Genomic DNA, 16,752 nt, shown 5'->3' with positions numbered 1-16,752 from the left:
ATGAGCGATGCACCCATTAATAAGTCAGCCATTGGGCTTTTATACGAAGCTGGCAACACCCCCACAGTAAGCGTAAAAGGGTTTGGTGAGTTAGCTGACGAAATAATTGCAGCAGCAAAATTAAAAGGGATTATGATCCACGAAGATGCAGCGCTTGCTAAAACGTTGTCGCATTTAAGCTTAGGGGAAGAAATCCCTAAAGAGCTTTATTATGTAATTGCAGAGCTTATTGCGTTTTCGTATGTATTAAGAGGTCAATTTCCGCCAGGCTGGCAAGACTTTCAAGGTAAGTTAAATATTAAAGCGTGAGATTATTTATACGCTTATAGCTAAAAAGGCGCTAAGCGCCTTTTTGTTTATGTAGTGAAAATAGTAATTCGGCTTCTGCTCGCGGTAATTCGCATTCGCGTATCACCTCATCGAGGTCCGCACCTAACTCAACCATTTTTACTGCACGAGAGTAAATTTTAGCATCAGGGTCATCGTATTTCTGCGCAGCTTGTTGCTGTATCAAATCTTGATTTTGTTGCTCAACCTCAAGCACTCGCTTACCAATACTTAAAAGCCCTGTTCTAAGCTCTGAAATTTCACTTCGCAAAATATGAGTTTGCTCTGAGCTATCTTTAAGCTGCTGTAATACAGCATTAATTTCATTCACTTGTTTGTTTTTTAATGCAATTATTAGCGCAAGCGATATAAGACCTACCGCTAACGCTGATATAGCTATACTAAGTAACAGCATAATTTATTTGGTAAAGCTTATATATCGCTTAACTCATCCCATTCATCATCGCTGAGTAACTTGTTTAAATCGACTAAAATCAGTAGCTCATTATCACGATTACAAACGCCTTGAATAAACTTAGCACTTTCTTCAGTACCAACATTTGGTGCACTATCGATCTCAGAGCTGCGTAAATAAACGACTTCAGATACGCTGTCGGCTAAAATGCCGATAACTTGCTCTTCAGCTTCAATAATTAATATACGAGAATTATCGGTTGCATCAGCAGCTAACAAACCAAAACGTGCACGAGTATCAATAACAGTTACAACGTTACCGCGTAAGTTAATAATACCAATAACGTAAGAAGGTGCACCTGGTACAGGGGCTATCTCTGTATAACGAAGTATTTCTTGTACTTGCATTACATTTACGCCGTAGGTTTCTTCCTCTAGCTTAAACGTAACCCACTGTAAAATTTCATCATTATTATCTGCGTTTTTATTTGCTGACAGTAATTTATCTTGATTCATGCTATTACCCCGTAATGGTCATTACTACTGACGGCTATCTAAGCCTTTCTCTAATAATATATTTAAATTATCTACATCTATTAAAGCACACATTTTTTCTTTTATAACACCAGCAAGCCATGGGCGCTTACTTTTATTTGTACGCCATTTTACATCTTCTTTACTCAATGTAATGTTATTTATCAACTTTTCAGCTAATAAGCCCCACTGGCTATCACCTAAGGTAATTAAATACTGATAATCTAAAGACGCCTCTAATTTATCATCATACTTTTCTGGCATTACCCAACGAGCAGTATCAACAACATTAAGCTTTTCTTCTCTGTTGAGCATAACGCCTTTAAACCACTTTGGCTTACCAAATAAATGATTTACTTCACCTAATTGATGTATACCGCCTAATGCTTTTAATGGCACAGCCAATGTTAAACCAGCAACTTCAAAAAATAATGCCTGAAATTCACCATCAAAATAGTCAGATTGGCTAGTGGTTATAATCTGAGGTTCTGGTTCTTCTGTAATCGTACTTATCGGCTCTATTACTTCATCGTCAATGGCTTTATTAACTTTTGCGGCTTCAAAAATCGGTTCAACTATTGGCTTAATTTCAGAATTAAGTAAGTCTTGATCAAATATTTTTTCTGCCGCTTTTATCTGTTCTTTTGGTTTTAAATGAATATGTTCTTGCTGCGAGTCGTGTGGCATTTGCTCAAGTAATTTTGCGACTGGCTCAAGGTTATCTACAGGCTCGTCTTCACATAACAAAGCCCCTAGGTATTGTTTCATTACTTTTTCATTAGCAAACAATTGCTTACTCATTCATTAACCTTGTTCAATTAAATATTCTAGCAGTGCTTTATATGCGTATACACCACGCGAACGAGGACAATACTCTACAGGCACTTTTTGCGCAAAGCTTGCATCTCTAAATTTAGTATCTACCGGTATCACACCTGGCCAGACTTTATCACCATACGTACTTTGCAGTGTTTTATATGCTTCTAACGATGCTTTAGTACGTTTATCATACATAGTAGGGATTATAGTATATTGATAATCTTTCGCTTGAGAGGTTTGCATTAATTCCATAGTGCGCATCATTCTATCAAGCCCTTTCAGTGCTAAAAATTCCGTTTGCACTGGCACTAAAATTCGCTCACTTGCTGCAAGCGCATTAACCATTAACACCCCTAAAACTGGGGGGCAATCTAAAATGGCATAATCGTAATGTTCACTGATTTTTGCAAGCGCTTTTTTTAGTATTAATCCCATACCTGTTTTATTTCCCATGCTTCTATCAAGCGTGGCTATCGCCATTGTTGCGGGTAAAATATCTAGGTTTTCAAGTGTTGATGGGCATAAAGCTTGAAGTATCTCTTCACTTTGCATGCTCGTGCCACGCGCAAAAATATCATATACGCTGACTTCCAAATCTTCTGAGTCAATGCCAAAGTAATAAGTGAGTGATGCATGAGGGTCTGTATCAATAAGCAACACACGCTTACCCTGCAAAGCTAAAATACCAGCAAGGCTCACTGCAGTTGTTGTTTTACCAACACCACCTTTTTGATTTGCGACAGTCCAAATCTTCACATTACATCCTAATTACTGTTCATTGCGCGTTGTTATGCGAATACCACCATGAGGCAAACGAATTATTTTTATTGTATCGTCATCTGAAGGGAGCTCAATTTCAGGCTCTTCCGCTACTGGCTTAACGGCTTGTTCATCACCTTTAACGTCTTGTATTGGTGGTAAACCATACTTAGAAAGTGCAATAACAACTTTACGATTTTCTGCTCGCCCTTGTTCTGTATCGTTACTTACAAAAGGTGAATATTGACCATAACCTTCTATCGCCATTCTGGCAGAATTAATACCTAATGCTTCCAGCTCTACTAAAATAGATGTTGCTCTAGCAACCGAGAGTTCCCAATTTGAGCGAAATATTTCATTGCGAATACTTTCATCATCAGTATAGCCACGCACCCTAATATAGTTATCTACTGGAGCAATAATATCTTTAACAATTTTGACGACTTGTTTTGCCCTAGAGTGTGCAACTGAGCTACCACTTGAAAATAACATACCTGAGCTTAGCTCTATAATCAGCCAATCTTGATTAAGCTCTAAGCTGGCTTCTCCATCACGAATTTCATCAATAAGCGCTGACTGCAGTTTAGTAAGTAAGCTATCGAGTGGTTTACCTAAATATTTTTGTTGTATGTTACTTGTATCACTTTGACCGTCGAGTAACTCTGGACCTTGTTCTTCTTTTAAAATACTTTCACCATAAAGAACTTCTTGTTCAGGTGTCACTCTATCAGTCAATATTCCATTACCATTGACGCCCTCACCTTGCTGGGAGTGCTGGCGGGCAGATTTATCAAAAACGTGTTCAAGGGAGTCTGACAATATTTGAAATTGTTCTTCTTTGTTGATCGCTATCGCATACAGCACCACAAAAAAAGCAAACATAATGGTCATGTAATCGGCATACGATACAAGCCAACGCTCTGTATGTTGACTTTTTGGAGCAGAGTGACGAAGTCGTCGGCGTAGCATGTTATTCGTCCACTAAATTAGGACGCTCTACACGGTAGGCTTCAAGCTTTAATTCTATATTTACGGGGCTTTCGCCAACGCTTATTGCAATCACACCTTCGGCAAGCATTTCATGGTAAAGCATTTTTTGCTCTACACGCTGTTTTAACTTATTTGCCATAGGTAAAAACAATAAATTAGCTAAACCAACACCATAAATGGTCGCAATAAATGCCGTTGCAACGCCTGCACCAAGCATTTGTGGATCGGTAATAAACGACATTGCCTGTATTAAACCAAGCACAGCACCTAAAATACCAATGGTAGGACTGTAGCCCCCCATCGCTTCATAAACACGTGCGGCTTCAAGCAAGCGATCGCGTTCTAGCAGTAAATCAATTTCAAGCGTGTCACGTAGTTTTTGCTCTGAGCAGCCATCTACAAGCAAGCTTAAACCTTTTGCTGCATATGCATCTGGGTGAGCTAGCGCTTCGTTTTCAAGCGCTAAGTAACCTTCTTGACGTGCCTTATGAGACCATCGCTTAACTTGCTCTATTGCATCTTCAATATCATATTGTGGCGCAACAAAAACCCAAGAGCTCATATTTAGCATTTTTTTAAAGGTACTTGCTGATGTTTGTAACATAACAGCGCCAAGCGTGCCGCCTAATACAATAATAAGGGCAGGACCATTAAATAAAGCAGAAACAACGCCGCCTTCTAAAGAGTAACCTAGACCTATTGCACCCAGTGCTACAAATAGTCCAAATATTGAGAGTTTATCCACAACCTACCTCTCTCTTTATACGTGCTGCAACATCGCTTAATGCTAAGCTTTCACTCGAAAGCCCCGCATTAGCAATGGCTTGAGGCATTCCATAAACAACACAGCTTTTCTCATCTTGTGCCCAAATAGTTGCACCCGTTTGTTTTAACATTCTTGCACCGTCACGTCCATCAGCGCCCATGCCTGTTAAAACGATAGCAAGCACATCGCCTTGATACGTTTTTGCTGCACTGGCAAAAGTTACATCTACACTCGGTTTATAACTTATTCTCTCGCTATGATCTTCAAATACGCGCAGTGTTCTATTTGCACCACGCCCTTCTACCATCATCTGCTGTCCGCCAGGCGCTAAATAAGCCGTTCCTGGTTGTAAGCGGTCACCTTGTTGTGCTTCTTTCACTTTTATTTGGCACAAACCGTTTAAGCGCGCTGCAAACGCGGGTGTAAATGCAGCTGGCATGTGCTGAATAAGTAAAATAGGATGAGGAAAATTAGCAGGCAATTGAGTTAATATAGTTTGTAGTGCAACAGGGCCACCTGTAGAAGTGCCAATAGCCACAAGCTGGTATTGCTTTCCACTTGCTCGCATTGAGGCAGCATTAGAACCTGACGGTGTCGTAGGGGCTACTCTTTGAAAGCTTCTATCGGGTTGTTTTATCGAAGGCGTTAGTGTGTTTGTTCTTTGCGAAAGTGAGCTTGTTATCGGTTTAGTTGATATTACCGGCTTAGGTGGTGTTGCAGATTTAAACGTTCGCGGTAAACGTCTTCGTCCTATATCTTTCACTTTATTTTGCAAAAGCTTTATAGCGTCTTCATTATTACGAGCGATATCTTCAAATTTTTTCGGTAAAAAATCCATTGCTCCAGCATCTAGCGCATCAAACGTTGCTGTTGCGCCATCACGTGTTAGTGATGAAAACATTAAGATAGGCGTTGGATTACTCGCCATTATCTCTTTAACTGCGCTAATACCATCAAGCACAGGCATTTCGACATCCATAGTGATCATATCAGGACGTAGCTGAGCTGCTTTTTCAACAGCTTCTCTGCCATTCACAGCAAAGCCTATAACTTGTATGTCGCTATCTTGTTCAAGAATTTCGCTTACTCTGCGGCGAAAAAAGCTTGAATCATCAACAACTAAAACTTTAACGGCCATTTAGCTCTCTTATTAAATTTATGCGTAGGTATATATTAAATATATACCTACTTTATTATTAGCCTGCGTAATGTTTTAACATGTTTGGAACGTCTAAAATCAGTGCAATACCACCATCTGAAGTAATTGTTGCGCCTGCCATACCTGGGGTACCTTGTAGTAACGCATCAAGTGGTTTAATTACAACTTCTTCTTGGCCAATTAATGAGTCAACAACAAAACCAATTTGCTGCGTACCAATTTGCACAATAACTACATGGCCTTTTGCTTTACGCTGTGAACGATCCGAGCCTTTAACTAACCAGTGCTCAAGGTAGAATAACGGTATTGCCTTTTTACGCACAATAATTGTTAATTGCCCATCAACCACATTTGTTTTCGTTAAATCTAAGTTGAATATTTCACTAACACCAGCAAGTGGTAACGCAAATGTTTGTGCGCCAACAATTACCATTAAGGTCGGTAATATGGCTAAGGTAAGTGGTACTTTTATCTCTAAAATAGTACCTACGCCTAACTCAGATTGAATACTTACAGAGCCGTTTAATTGGGTGATTTTAGTTTTCACCACATCCATTCCAACACCACGACCTGAAATATCAGATATCTCTTCTTTTGTAGAAAAGCCAGGTGCAAAAATTAGGTTGTATGCTTCAGTGTCAGAAAGTCGACTCGCTTGATCGTGATCGAGCACGCCTTTACTAATTGCTATTTTTTTCAGTTTCTCAGCATCCATACCAGCGCCATCATCTTTAATGGTCAACAAAATATGGTCGCCTTCCTGAGACGCTGATAAAGTAACATTACCTGTTCTAGGCTTACCTGCAGCCTCACGAACAGCTGGCATTTCAATACCGTGGTCAACTGAGTTTCGAACTAAATGCACAAGCGGATCGGCAAGTGCTTCCACTAAATTTTTATCTAAGTCGGTTTCTTCACCTACAAGTTGTAAGTCAATATCTTTGTTTAAGCTGCGTGCTAAATCGCGTACTACGCGAGGGAAACGACCAAATACCTTTTTAATTGGTTGCATTCGCGTTTGCATAACCGCGCCTTGAATATCAGCAGTTACTACATCTAAGTTAGAGATTGCTTTCCCCATCGCTTCACTGTCTGAGTTAGTCGCTAAACTAACCAAACGATTTCGCACAAGTACTAACTCACCAACCATATTCATAATTTGGTCTAGTCGTTTTGTATCTACGCGAACGGTAGTTTCAGCTGCTGGCTGCGCTGATTTTTTAGAAGCTGCGGGTGCTGCTTTAGCAACCGGTTTTTCTACCGGTTTAGAAACGGGTACTTTTGCAGGTTCTGGTTTTTTTACAGGCACACTCGCTTTTGCAGCTGGTTTAGCTGGAATATTGGGCTGTTTCACAGCAGGAGTGCTTTCTATTAATTTAGGTGCAGTACCTTTGCCATGAAGTTCATCAAGAAGTGCTTCAAACTCGTCATCACTAATTTCATCATCTGATGAATTAGCAATATTTGACGCCGCCTTAGCTGGTTCTACAGACGCTTTAACTGCATTACTTTGTTCAGGTGCTTTACTCGCAACCTCACCAAAACTGCCAACTCCATGTAACTCATCTAATAAGCTATCAAATTCATCATCAGTAATGTCACCATTAAAGTCATTGCTACTTATTACCGGCTTTTCAATTGCAGGACCTTGTCCTTTACCGTGTAGTTCATCCAGTAAGTTTTCAAATTCGTCTTCAGTTATTTCATCAATTTCAGCATCGCTAACCGAAGGCGTTCCGCTAAATAGTTCATCAAACGCAAACGGATCTTCGTCATCAACTATTGGCGTATCAACTACTTCGCTTTGAGGTTGTTCAACTTCATTGTTCGAAGATACACCGTTAAGCTCATCTTCTGTTGGTGGTAGACCTAAAATATGAAGAGTATGAAGTAATTCAGGATCTGCAGGTTCTGGCTTATCCCTATTTTGGATAGTCGCGAACATTTCATTAATGGTGTCGAGCGCTTGTAAAATAACATCCATTAACTCTGAATTGACCGTTCGCACACCTTGACGTAGTAAATCAAATACGTTTTCAGCGCCATGACAAGCATCAACAAGTTCTGTCATAGCTAAAAAGCCTGCACCACCTTTTACAGTGTGAAAGCCTCTAAATATGGCATTTAGTAACTCGGTATCTTCTGGATTATTTTCCAGTTCAACTAACTGTTCAGATAAAAGCTCTAGGATTTCTCCTGCCTCTACAAGAAAGTCTTGTAAAATATCTTCATCGACTTCAAACATGCAGTTACTCTCCTCTTAGAAGCCCAAACTTGATAAAAGATCATCGACTTCATCTTGATCAGATACAACATCATTACGCGATTCTTTATCAATAATAGGGCCTTCAGGACCTGCTAAAGTTTGTGTGGCAACTGGTTCTTTTATTTTTTGTTGTTCTACTTTATTCGCTGTGTTGTCACTGTCATCTTGTTCAGCAAATGCTGTTAAAAGATGAAGTAAGCTTTCTTCTACTTCTCTAACAAGTTCTATAACACGGCGAATAACTTGACCTGTTAAGTCTTGATAGTCTTGAGCCATTAGTACATTTGTCATTAAGCTTTGAAGCTCATCGGTTTTATGATGAGAGTTATTCATAAACTTATCGATGCTGTGGCAAAGTTGTTTAAACTCACCTAACTCAATTTCGCGACTCATTAAACGATCCCATGTCGGTTTGATATGAGATATTTCATCTGCTAATTGCTGGGCTATAGGTAAACTAGCCTCAACAGCATCCATTGTTTTATTAGCCGCATTTTCTGTCATTTCTATAACATAATTAAGCCGCTTTTTAGCATCTGGAATAGCATCTGTTGTTAAATCTGTTAAACGAGTATCAAGATCAAAGCTTTTAAGTGCTTCGTGCAATTGACGGGTCAACTTTCCAACTTCAGCAAATAATTCAGACTGCTCTTGCGAGGCAGTCTCTAAAATTAACTGATTTGCTTTATCTTGCTCATCATTTTCTAAAAAAATAACGAGCTGTCGAGCTTGTTCTAACGTTATTTGAGGCGCAGCTGGTGCTGGCATAAGCCTCTCCCCCATCATTAGCCTAAGCGTTCAAATACTTTTTCTAACTTAGTTTTTAATGTTCCAGCCGTAAAAGGCTTAACAATATAACCATTAACGCCAGCTTGCGCTGCAGCTATTATTTGTTCTTTTTTAGCTTCTGCCGTTACCATTAATACAGGGATATGTTTTAACTTATCATCTGCACGAATTGCTCTTAAAAGGTCAATACCTTGCATTCCCGGCATATTCCAATCAGTAACTACAAAATCAAACACTTGATTTTGCAACATAGGCAAAGCTGTTGACCCGTCATCAGCTTCTTGAACGTTAGTGAAACCTAAATCACGTAACAGGTTTTTTATAATGCGTCTCATCGTTGAAAAATCATCGACTACAAGAATTTTCATGTTTTTATCCAAAACATCCCCCAGTGAGGTATTAACCTTTGTTTGCTTACTACTAATTTATCCAGTCATTGATTTTAGCTTTAAGCTTAATCATCGCCTGACCATGTATCTGACTTACACGCGATTCACTTACATCGAGTATATGTCCTATTTCTTTTAAATTCATTTCATCGTTATAGTATAAAGAAAGTACCATTGCATCACGCTCTGGTAATGACTTAATTGCACTTAGCAAAGACTCATTAAACCGATCATTTTTAACATTATTAAAAGGTTTATCTTGCGCTAAATCTTGGCCTACGGGAGTTATAACATCCTCATCAACACCAAGGTCTTCAATACCTAGTATTTTACTCGCATTCACATCATTTAAAATATGATGGTACTCATTGAGTGAAATTTCAAGTTTTTCAGCAACTTCTGTATCTGTTGGTTCGCGATTAAGACTACTTTCGAGTCCTGTAATTGCTTCTGCAACTTGCCGGCTTTTGCGATGTACTGAACGAGGAGCCCAATCACCACGGCGCATTTCATCAAGCATGGCACCGCGAATACGAATACCTGCAAATGTTTCAAAGCTTGCGCCCTTAGTTGCATCGAAGTTTTTTGAAGCTTCTATTAAACCTATCATTCCTGATTGAATTAAATCATCAAGCTGAACGCTAGGTGGTAATCGAGCAATTAGATGACATGCCACTTTTTTGACAAGTGATGCATGTTTCTCAACAATCACATTTAAATTTTGTGTTGATTGATATCCCATAGCTCTATTCACCAATATTGTCATAATTAACCGTTTACTAGTTTCTCAATGAAAAACTCTAAATGCCCAGATGGTTGGTTTGGTATTGGCCATTTAACTGCTTTGGTTGCCAGCGCTTTAAACGCGAGAGCGGCTGGCGAATTAGGAAAGAGCTCTACTATTACTTTTTGACGACGCGTTGCTTTGCGCATATTTTCATCATAGGGAACCGTTGCTACTAGCTCCATTGACACATCTAAAAAGCGATCGGTAACTTTAGATAGTTTTGCAAACAATTCAGTACCTTCACGCATACTGCGGACCATATTTGCAACAATTTTGAACTTATAAACACCATGCTCGCGGCTTAATACTTTAATAAGTGCGTAAGCATCGGTTATTGATGTTGGTTCATCGCACACTACAACCATTACATCTTGTGCTGCTCGTGAGAAGCTTAGCACCATGTCTGAAATACCAGCGGCTGTATCTACAATTAAAATATCGAATTCGGTATTCAATTCGCTAAACGCACGAATTAGTCCAGCATGCTCCGATGGTGATAACTCAACCATACTTTGCGAACCCGATGTAGCGGGTACAATTTTAATACCAGCAGGACCTTCAACTAAAATTTCGTCAAGCTCACATTCACCAGACAAAACATGTGACAAATTACGCTCTACACGTAAACCAAGCATCACATCACAATTTGCCAAACCTAAGTCAGCATCCAGTACTAGTACTCTATTACCTTGCTGCCCTAGTGCTATAGCAGTATTTAGAGAAACATTTGTTTTCCCCACCCCACCTTTACCACCGGTTACAGCGATAACTTTAACGCCGTTGTTATTGTTTTGACTCATTTTGCGCAGGCCGCTTGCTTGATCTAATACTGTGTTAATCATACATCCCTACTGTACTTGGCGCCACTGCTTGATGCCTTGAATGTTGTGCTTTTGTTCTTTTTAAATATAATTGCTCAGCCTTTTTCACTAGTTTTTCAGCATTTGCAACACGAATATCTTCTGGTACTCGTTGTCCATTAGTAAGATACCCTATTGGAAGGCGATTTTGAATCGCAATACTAATAATCTCACCCAAACTTAATGATTCATCCAACTTGGTAAAAATACAACCACTTAACTGTACTTTTTTAAAGTGGCGTACAGTTTCTTGTAGTACATTAATTTGCGCTGTGGCACTGAGTACTAAGTAGCTGCGAATATCCACACGCTGGTTGCGCATTAACGTATTTAACTGCTCAGTTAAGCGTAAATCTCGCTGGCTCATACCTGCCGTATCAATTAACACTAGACGTTTATTTCGTAAATGATATAAAACTTCAGCTAACTCATTAGCATCTTTAACTTGTTTTACACCACAACCAATAATACGGCCGTAAGTTGCAAGCTGCTCATAAGCACCAATTCTGTACGTATCAGTGGTTATTAAGGCAACTTTATCGGCGCCATACTTTTGTGCACCTAGAGCTGCAAGCTTAGCAACTGTCGTGGTTTTGCCCACACCTGTTGGACCCACTAACGCATATACACCACCTTGGCGAAGGATTTCGTTATTGGTTGTTTGCATTTGATCTTCAACCATTGTTAGCAATGCTTTCCAGCCTTGCTGACGAGACACGTCGTCAGGTACGAAACATGCCATTTGTTGCGCGACTTCTTTATCAATACCCATACCGACTAAACGGTCAACCATGCACGCACGCGTTGGATCGCGACGCGCCATATCTTGTTGCATTAAACCTGATACTTGATGTTCAAGTAACTGACGAATCGCGTTCATTTCTTCACGCATTGTTGTCATTTCTTCGCTTTCATTATTTTTATTTTGTGGGCGAGCAGTTACCGGGCTATCTAAATCATCAAAATCGCGGTCTAAATCATCAAAACCTAAACTATCGGCTTGAGTTTGTGGGCGAACTGGCGCTGCACTTTCAGGAATAAACATATTTTTAGTACGCGGCTGCGCAGCCGGCTCTTGATAGTTATCGGTAGTATCAATACCCGATTGTGAAAACATAGAAGCAAGTTCAGGGGAGCGAGGACGCGGTGATTGTCGCTCTAGTAATGCTTGTAAGCTGTCAGCAACCTTTGCTTGTGGCTCAGGCTTAGCACGCTGTGGCTCTGGTCTTACAAAGTTATGCATGCTTTGCTGTGGCGCTTGAGCACGAGGCTCAGCATTACGTTGTGGTTGCGCTGCTACTTTAGGGGCTGCTTTGTCATAATCAACTGCCGCTACAATTTCTACACCGTTAGCCAGCTTCTTATTTGACATAATAACCGCATCAACACCTAATTCATCTTTAACTTCTTTAAGTGCTGTGCGCATATCTTTAGCAAAAAAACGTTTAATTTTCATGATTCAACCCCTGTTAAAATCTTATTGTTGCCCTACAGAGCTAACAATCTTTATCTGTCTTTCATCTGGTACCTCTTGATAAGACATCACTCTCAATCCTGGAATGGTGTACTTAACAAAACGAGATAACACAGTGCGTAACATTCCTGACGTTAGCAATATAGAAGGTTCACCGGCCATTTCTTGATTTTGATGCGCTTGTGTTAATGACACTTGAAGTCGCTCTGCAAGTCCTGGCTCAATACCGGCACCTTCATCACCTGCATTTTGTAATGACTGATGCAACATCTGTTCCAACTCAGGCGCCAAGGTTATGACAGGAATTTCTGATGACATTCCCACCGCATCTTGAACAATTAATCTACGCAGGGAAATACGCACTGCAGCCGTTAATACATCAGGGTCTTGGCTACGCGGACCATACTCAACAAGGGTTTGAACAATTGAGCGCATATCGCGAATAGCTACACCTTCATTCAATAAATTTTGCAGTACTTTTACAATTGCAGTTAATGGCAACACATCAGGTACTAGTCCTTCTACTAAGCGAGGATGGCTTTTAGCAAGCATATCAAGCAGGTTTTGAACTTCTTCATGCCCTAGTAGCAACGCTGCACTGTTAGTTAATAACTGGCTAATATGAGTGGCGACTACCGTGGCTGAATCTACAACGGTATAACCTAGTGATTGCGCTTCATCTTTTTGATCAGGCTTGATCCATACTGCATCAAGGCCAAACGCAGGATCTTTAGTTTCAACCCCTTTAATAGGACCAAATACTTGCCCTGGGTTAATCGCTAGCTCGTCGCCATGTTTAAGTTCGCTTTCACCGGTTGAAACACCCATTAACGTTATTCTGTAAGCATTCGGATCAAGCTCTAAATTATCGCGAATATGAACAGGTGGTACTAAAAAACCAAGTTCTTGAGAAAGCTTTTTACGTACACCTTTAATACGATTAAGTAGCTCACCACCTTGAGATTGATCTACCAACGGAATTAATCTGTAACCTACTTCTAGGCCAATTACGTCAACCTGCTGAACATCATCCCAACCAAGTTCTTTTTGCTCTTGTTTATTGGCAATACCTGTTGCAGCGCTTCCGCCACTGGCGGCTTCTTCGGCTTCTGCTGCAGCGGCTTTTAACTTAGTTTGCTGTGTGTAGTAAGCTAAATAACCCAATAACGCACCTAAACTTAAAAAAGCAAAATGCGGCATACCAGGCACTAACCCCATGATGATCAAAATACCTGAAGCAATAAAGAGTGATTTTTCGTTACCTAGTTGTTTCTTAAATTGGTCACCCATATTGAGCGACTCATTTTGACGTGTTACAACAATCGCGGTACCAATTGAAAGCAGTAAAGAAGGGAGCTGAGCAACTAAGCCATCACCAATGGTAAGTAATGTATATACTTCCATTGCGTTGCCAAAACTCAAATTATGTTGAATCATACCGACAAATAAACCACCAACAATATTGATGATTAATATAACAATACCTGCAATGGCATCGCCTTTTACAAATTTACTCGCACCATCCATTGAGCCGTAAAAATCAGCTTCGCGAGTTACTTCCTCGCGGCGGTCACGCGCTTGCTCGGCACTGATAAAACCAGCGTTTAAATCGGCGTCAATTGCCATTTGTTTACCCGGCATTGCATCAAGGGTGAAACGTGCAGATACCTCAGAAATACGCCCAGCACCTTTAGTAATTACCACAAAGTTAATAATGATCAGAATTAAAAATACGACCAAACCAACAGCGTAGTTACCACCAATAACAACTGAGCCAAACGCTTCAATTACTTTACCGGCGGAATCACCACCATTATGACCTTCAAGTAATACAACTCGAGTGCTGGCAACGTTAAGCGCTAAGCGCATAATCGTAGCGATTAGTAATACAGAGGGAAATATACCAAACTCAACCGGCTTCATCGTGTAAACAGTCACGAGTAAAACCACTAATGCGAGGGCAATATTAAACGAGAAAAGGATGTCGAGTAAAAATGGCGGTAACGGTAAGATCACCATTCCCAAGGCTGCAAGCACAAGCAAAGGAGTACCTACCCCTTTGGCATAGTCTTTTTTGTCTCTGTTAAGTTGTTGTAATACCGCTTTAAAACTCATAATTCTACAATTTCAAAAAATTGACACTACGTAGAATTTGCAATAACTATTCCAAGTTACTAAGTTAACGGTTTAATACTTGTAGGCATCGGGGATTGGGAGCTTGTTATTGAGCTTAGTTGGACGTTTACCGCGCCCTTTATTAAAGCGCTTAAGCTGAAATACATACGCTAAAACTTGCGCTACTGCAGTAAATAGCTGATCGGGTATTTGCTCTCCTACTTCAGCCGTATGATAAAGCGCTCGGGTCAACATAGGGGATTCTAAAATAGGTACTTCATTCCCTATTGCTACTTTTCTAATTTGCATCGCCATTTCATCGATACCCTTAGCAAGCACTATTGGCGCTCCTGCGCGCTCTGTATCGTATTTTAATGCTACTGAGTAGTGAGTTGGGTTGGTAACAATAACATCAGCGTCAGGGACATCTTGCATCATACGGTTTTGCGACATTTGCCTTTGAGTTTGCCTAATACGCGCTTTTATTTGTGGGTCACCTTCAGAGTTTTTATACTCATCTTTAATCTCTTGCATTGTCATTTTAAGTTGTTTGTTATGGTTATAACTTTGAAATGGTGCATCAATAGCCGCAATAATAATTAAAGTGCATGAAAGACCTAAAAACATCCAGCCTAAAATCTCTAAAGCATGAATAATATTACCCGGTGCGCTTTCTAAACTTAAATGCAGTATTTCATCAAAATAAGTATTAATTAAAAACACAGCAAAACTTGCAACCAAGCCAAATTTTAAAAGTGACTTTACAAGCTCAATAGCCGCTTGCGGGCCAAACATACGTTTAAAGCCTTTCATTGGCGACATTTTACTAGCTTTAGGTGCAGCGGCTTCCCAGCTAAAATTAAAACCACCTAGTAACGTATTACCAATAAATGCAGCCAAAACTATAATTAATACAAACATAGCCATAGGAAACATTAAAGCGTCTGCAACCTCTCCCCATACGGCAAACATTTTAGTGGTATCAAAGGCTTCGTTGCGATTTAAGCTAAGGGTTCGGCCCATTACATTATATAAACCTTTGCCAATTTCTGGCCCATACATCAAAAGCGATATAGCCGAAAAAATAAGTACAAACATGGTACCTAGCTCTTTTGAGCGCGCTATTTGGCCTTTCTTTTTAGATTCCTCAAGCTTTTTGGATGTGGGTTCTTCTGTTTTTTCTTGTCCTGAGTCTTCAGACATGACTTTCTCCTAAGGTGAACAACCAACTAAAGTACACATTAGCTCAACCATTTTTAACCATTGAAACTCAAACTGAGTAACAAAGTTACCTAGTGTCGCCCAAATAATAATAAGTCCCGCTACCAAGGTAAACGGAAAACCAATAGAGAAAATATTTAATTGCGGTGCTGCACGCGTCATAATACCAAACGACATATTAATAACGAGCATCGCGGTAAGCGGTGCAAGTGAGAGTACCAGTGCTGTAGTAAACATCCAGCCACCCCAGGTCACTATGTCCCAGTAATGATCTACAGACCACCATGTGCCATCAATGGGTAGCACTTGAAAACTATGCACCACCATTTGAATCATCATTAAATGACCGTTAAAAGCAAAAAATAATAGGGTGGCCAAAATAAGAAAAAACTGGCCCACAGCAGGCACACTCGCACCATTAGAAGGGTCAATAACCGAAGCAAAACCTAAACCGGTTTGCATCGCGAGTATTTGCCCTGCTAACACAAAAGTATTTAATAAAAGTATAGATGCAAAACCAATAGCAACACCAATCAGCATTTGTTGAATAACGACTAAAATCATCTCAAACGAAAATAAATTAGTGAATGTAGCTGGGGGCAGAACAGGAACTACAACAAAAGTTACAACAACCGATAAACCCATTTTTATACGTGTAGGAACATTTTTAGCCCCCAAACCAGCCATAATCATAATCATTGAGCTAATGCGTACCAGCGGCAACAAAAAATCGCTCAACCATTGAATAACGACAGCAAAGGGGTATTCCACGCTTAACCTGCAATTTCAGGAATAAGTAATACTAGGCGAGTAAAAAAGTCCATTAGCTCTTGAGTAAGCCAATGCCCACCCACAATAAGCGCACTAATGGTAATTAATAAACGAGGTAAAAAGCTCAATGTTTGTTCATTGATAGACGTCGCGGCCTGAAACACAGCTACAACTAAACCAATAATTAAGCCTGGGACTACAATTGCAGACACCAGCTTAATAACTAAAAAAAGAGCGTCACTTAGGATATCAACAAAAATTTCCGGTTCCATGTTGTACTCCTATTGTTGGGTCATGTTAATGCTTTGCATA

18 protein-coding genes are annotated in these 16,752 nt (G+C 40.0%); 1 reads left to right on the top strand and 17 read right to left on the bottom strand.

From position 1 onward, the window contains the following. A complete protein-coding gene (locus tag PARC_RS04830; protein ID WP_007585831.1) occupies window positions 1–309 on the top strand; it encodes an EscU/YscU/HrcU family type III secretion system export apparatus switch protein in 309 nt (102 codons plus the stop codon). A gap of 31 nt (window positions 310–340) precedes the next feature. On the opposite strand, the gene PARC_RS04825 is transcribed toward PARC_RS04830, so the two are convergent. The 17 genes from PARC_RS04825 to fliQ form a co-directional block, all read right to left on the bottom strand. After that, window positions 341–742, bottom strand: a complete 402-nt coding sequence (locus PARC_RS04825) for a DUF2802 domain-containing protein (RefSeq protein WP_007585829.1) — start codon at window positions 740–742, stop codon at window positions 341–343. A gap of 17 nt (window positions 743–759) precedes the next feature. Then, window positions 760–1,257 (bottom strand): chemotaxis protein CheW, encoded by a 498-nt coding sequence (locus tag PARC_RS04820; RefSeq protein ID WP_002959294.1) that lies wholly within the window; start codon window positions 1,255–1,257, stop codon window positions 760–762. 24 nt (window positions 1,258–1,281) lie between these two features. After that, complete coding sequence (locus tag PARC_RS04815; RefSeq protein WP_010553893.1) at window positions 1,282–2,076, bottom strand: chemotaxis protein CheW; 795 nt, start codon at window positions 2,074–2,076, stop codon at window positions 1,282–1,284. 3 nt (window positions 2,077–2,079) lie between these two features. Further along, complete coding sequence (locus PARC_RS04810) at window positions 2,080–2,850, bottom strand: ParA family protein (RefSeq protein WP_007585827.1); 771 nt, start codon at window positions 2,848–2,850, stop codon at window positions 2,080–2,082. 12 nt (window positions 2,851–2,862) lie between these two features. After that, on the bottom strand, window positions 2,863–3,822 hold the full coding sequence (locus PARC_RS04805; RefSeq protein WP_010553894.1) for a flagellar motor protein MotB: 960 nt from the start codon (window positions 3,820–3,822) through the stop codon (window positions 2,863–2,865). Window position 3,823: 1 nt separating this feature from the next. Beyond that, window positions 3,824–4,588 (bottom strand): flagellar motor protein, encoded by a 765-nt coding sequence (locus PARC_RS04800; protein ID WP_007585825.1) that lies wholly within the window; start codon window positions 4,586–4,588, stop codon window positions 3,824–3,826. Beyond that, the gene (locus PARC_RS04795; protein ID WP_010553895.1) at window positions 4,581–5,747 is read right to left on the bottom strand and encodes a protein-glutamate methylesterase/protein-glutamine glutaminase; all 1,167 of its coding nucleotides are present in this window, start codon (window positions 5,745–5,747) and stop codon (window positions 4,581–4,583) included. The genes PARC_RS04800 and PARC_RS04795 overlap by 8 nt, the downstream gene beginning before the upstream one ends. 58 nt (window positions 5,748–5,805) lie before the next feature. After that, window positions 5,806–8,013: a chemotaxis protein CheA gene (locus PARC_RS04790; RefSeq protein WP_010553896.1), complete on the bottom strand. Its 2,208-nt coding sequence runs from the start codon at window positions 8,011–8,013 to the stop codon at window positions 5,806–5,808. Window positions 8,014–8,028: 15 nt separating this feature from the next. Further along, window positions 8,029–8,802, bottom strand: coding sequence for a protein phosphatase CheZ (locus PARC_RS04785; protein ID WP_010553897.1), 774 nt, complete (start codon window positions 8,800–8,802; stop codon window positions 8,029–8,031). A 17-nt stretch (window positions 8,803–8,819) separates the two neighbouring features. Then, the gene (cheY, locus tag PARC_RS04780; RefSeq protein WP_008132609.1) at window positions 8,820–9,203 is read right to left on the bottom strand and encodes a chemotaxis response regulator CheY; all 384 of its coding nucleotides are present in this window, start codon (window positions 9,201–9,203) and stop codon (window positions 8,820–8,822) included. A gap of 40 nt (window positions 9,204–9,243) precedes the next feature. Then, window positions 9,244–9,954 (bottom strand): RNA polymerase sigma factor FliA, encoded by a 711-nt coding sequence (locus PARC_RS04775; RefSeq protein WP_033012732.1) that lies wholly within the window; start codon window positions 9,952–9,954, stop codon window positions 9,244–9,246. A gap of 26 nt (window positions 9,955–9,980) precedes the next feature. Continuing rightward, on the bottom strand, window positions 9,981–10,841 hold the full coding sequence (locus PARC_RS04770; RefSeq protein ID WP_010553899.1) for a MinD/ParA family ATP-binding protein: 861 nt from the start codon (window positions 10,839–10,841) through the stop codon (window positions 9,981–9,983). Beyond that, entirely contained in the window at window positions 10,834–12,315 is a 1,482-nt protein-coding gene (flhF, locus tag PARC_RS04765) for a flagellar biosynthesis GTPase FlhF (RefSeq protein WP_010553900.1), read from the bottom strand. Before flhF ends, PARC_RS04770 begins: the two co-directional genes overlap by 8 nt. Before the next feature lie 21 nt (window positions 12,316–12,336). After that, complete coding sequence (gene flhA / locus PARC_RS04760) at window positions 12,337–14,448, bottom strand: flagellar biosynthesis protein FlhA (RefSeq protein WP_010553901.1); 2,112 nt, start codon at window positions 14,446–14,448, stop codon at window positions 12,337–12,339. 72 nt (window positions 14,449–14,520) lie between these two features. Next, window positions 14,521–15,651: a flagellar biosynthesis protein FlhB gene (flhB, locus tag PARC_RS04755; protein WP_010553902.1), complete on the bottom strand. Its 1,131-nt coding sequence runs from the start codon at window positions 15,649–15,651 to the stop codon at window positions 14,521–14,523. 9 nt (window positions 15,652–15,660) lie between these two features. Further along, window positions 15,661–16,440: a flagellar biosynthetic protein FliR gene (gene fliR, locus PARC_RS04750; RefSeq protein WP_007585805.1), complete on the bottom strand. Its 780-nt coding sequence runs from the start codon at window positions 16,438–16,440 to the stop codon at window positions 15,661–15,663. Window positions 16,441–16,442: 2 nt separating this feature from the next. Then, the gene (gene fliQ, locus PARC_RS04745) at window positions 16,443–16,712 is read right to left on the bottom strand and encodes a flagellar biosynthesis protein FliQ (protein WP_002959325.1); all 270 of its coding nucleotides are present in this window, start codon (window positions 16,710–16,712) and stop codon (window positions 16,443–16,445) included. Window positions 16,713–16,752 lie beyond the last annotated feature (40 nt).

Source organism: Pseudoalteromonas arctica A 37-1-2, assembly GCF_000238395.3.
Classification (GTDB): Bacteria; Pseudomonadota; Gammaproteobacteria; order Enterobacterales; family Alteromonadaceae; genus Pseudoalteromonas; species Pseudoalteromonas arctica.
The sequence above is the reverse complement of the archived record's forward strand: the minus strand, read 5'-3'. Positions and strand labels throughout refer to the sequence as shown.

Bases quoted from the DNA above. Each gene is read 5' to 3' on its own strand.
- PARC_RS04830 (WP_007585831.1), top strand. From the start codon at position 1: ATGAGCGATGCACCCATTAATAAGTCAGCCATTGGGCTTTTATACGAA.
- PARC_RS04825 (WP_007585829.1), bottom strand. From the start codon at position 742: ATGCTGTTACTTAGTATAGCTATATCAGCGTTAGCGGTAGGTCTTATA.
- PARC_RS04820 (WP_002959294.1), bottom strand. From the start codon at position 1,257: ATGAATCAAGATAAATTACTGTCAGCAAATAAAAACGCAGATAATAAT.
- PARC_RS04815 (WP_010553893.1), bottom strand. From the start codon at position 2,076: ATGAGTAAGCAATTGTTTGCTAATGAAAAAGTAATGAAACAATACCTA.
- PARC_RS04805 (WP_010553894.1), bottom strand. From the start codon at position 3,822: ATGCTACGCCGACGACTTCGTCACTCTGCTCCAAAAAGTCAACATACA.
- PARC_RS04795 (WP_010553895.1), bottom strand. From the start codon at position 5,747: ATGGCCGTTAAAGTTTTAGTTGTTGATGATTCAAGCTTTTTTCGCCGC.
- PARC_RS04790 (WP_010553896.1), bottom strand. From the start codon at position 8,013: ATGTTTGAAGTCGATGAAGATATTTTACAAGACTTTCTTGTAGAGGCA.
- PARC_RS04785 (WP_010553897.1), bottom strand. From the start codon at position 8,802: ATGCCAGCACCAGCTGCGCCTCAAATAACGTTAGAACAAGCTCGACAG.
- PARC_RS04775 (WP_033012732.1), bottom strand. From the start codon at position 9,954: ATGGGATATCAATCAACACAAAATTTAAATGTGATTGTTGAGAAACAT.
- PARC_RS04770 (WP_010553899.1), bottom strand. From the start codon at position 10,841: ATGATTAACACAGTATTAGATCAAGCAAGCGGCCTGCGCAAAATGAGT.
- flhF (WP_010553900.1), bottom strand. From the start codon at position 12,315: ATGAAAATTAAACGTTTTTTTGCTAAAGATATGCGCACAGCACTTAAA.
- flhA (WP_010553901.1), bottom strand. From the start codon at position 14,448: ATGAGTTTTAAAGCGGTATTACAACAACTTAACAGAGACAAAAAAGAC.
- flhB (WP_010553902.1), bottom strand. From the start codon at position 15,651: ATGTCTGAAGACTCAGGACAAGAAAAAACAGAAGAACCCACATCCAAA.
- fliQ (WP_002959325.1), bottom strand. From the start codon at position 16,712: ATGGAACCGGAAATTTTTGTTGATATCCTAAGTGACGCTCTTTTTTTA.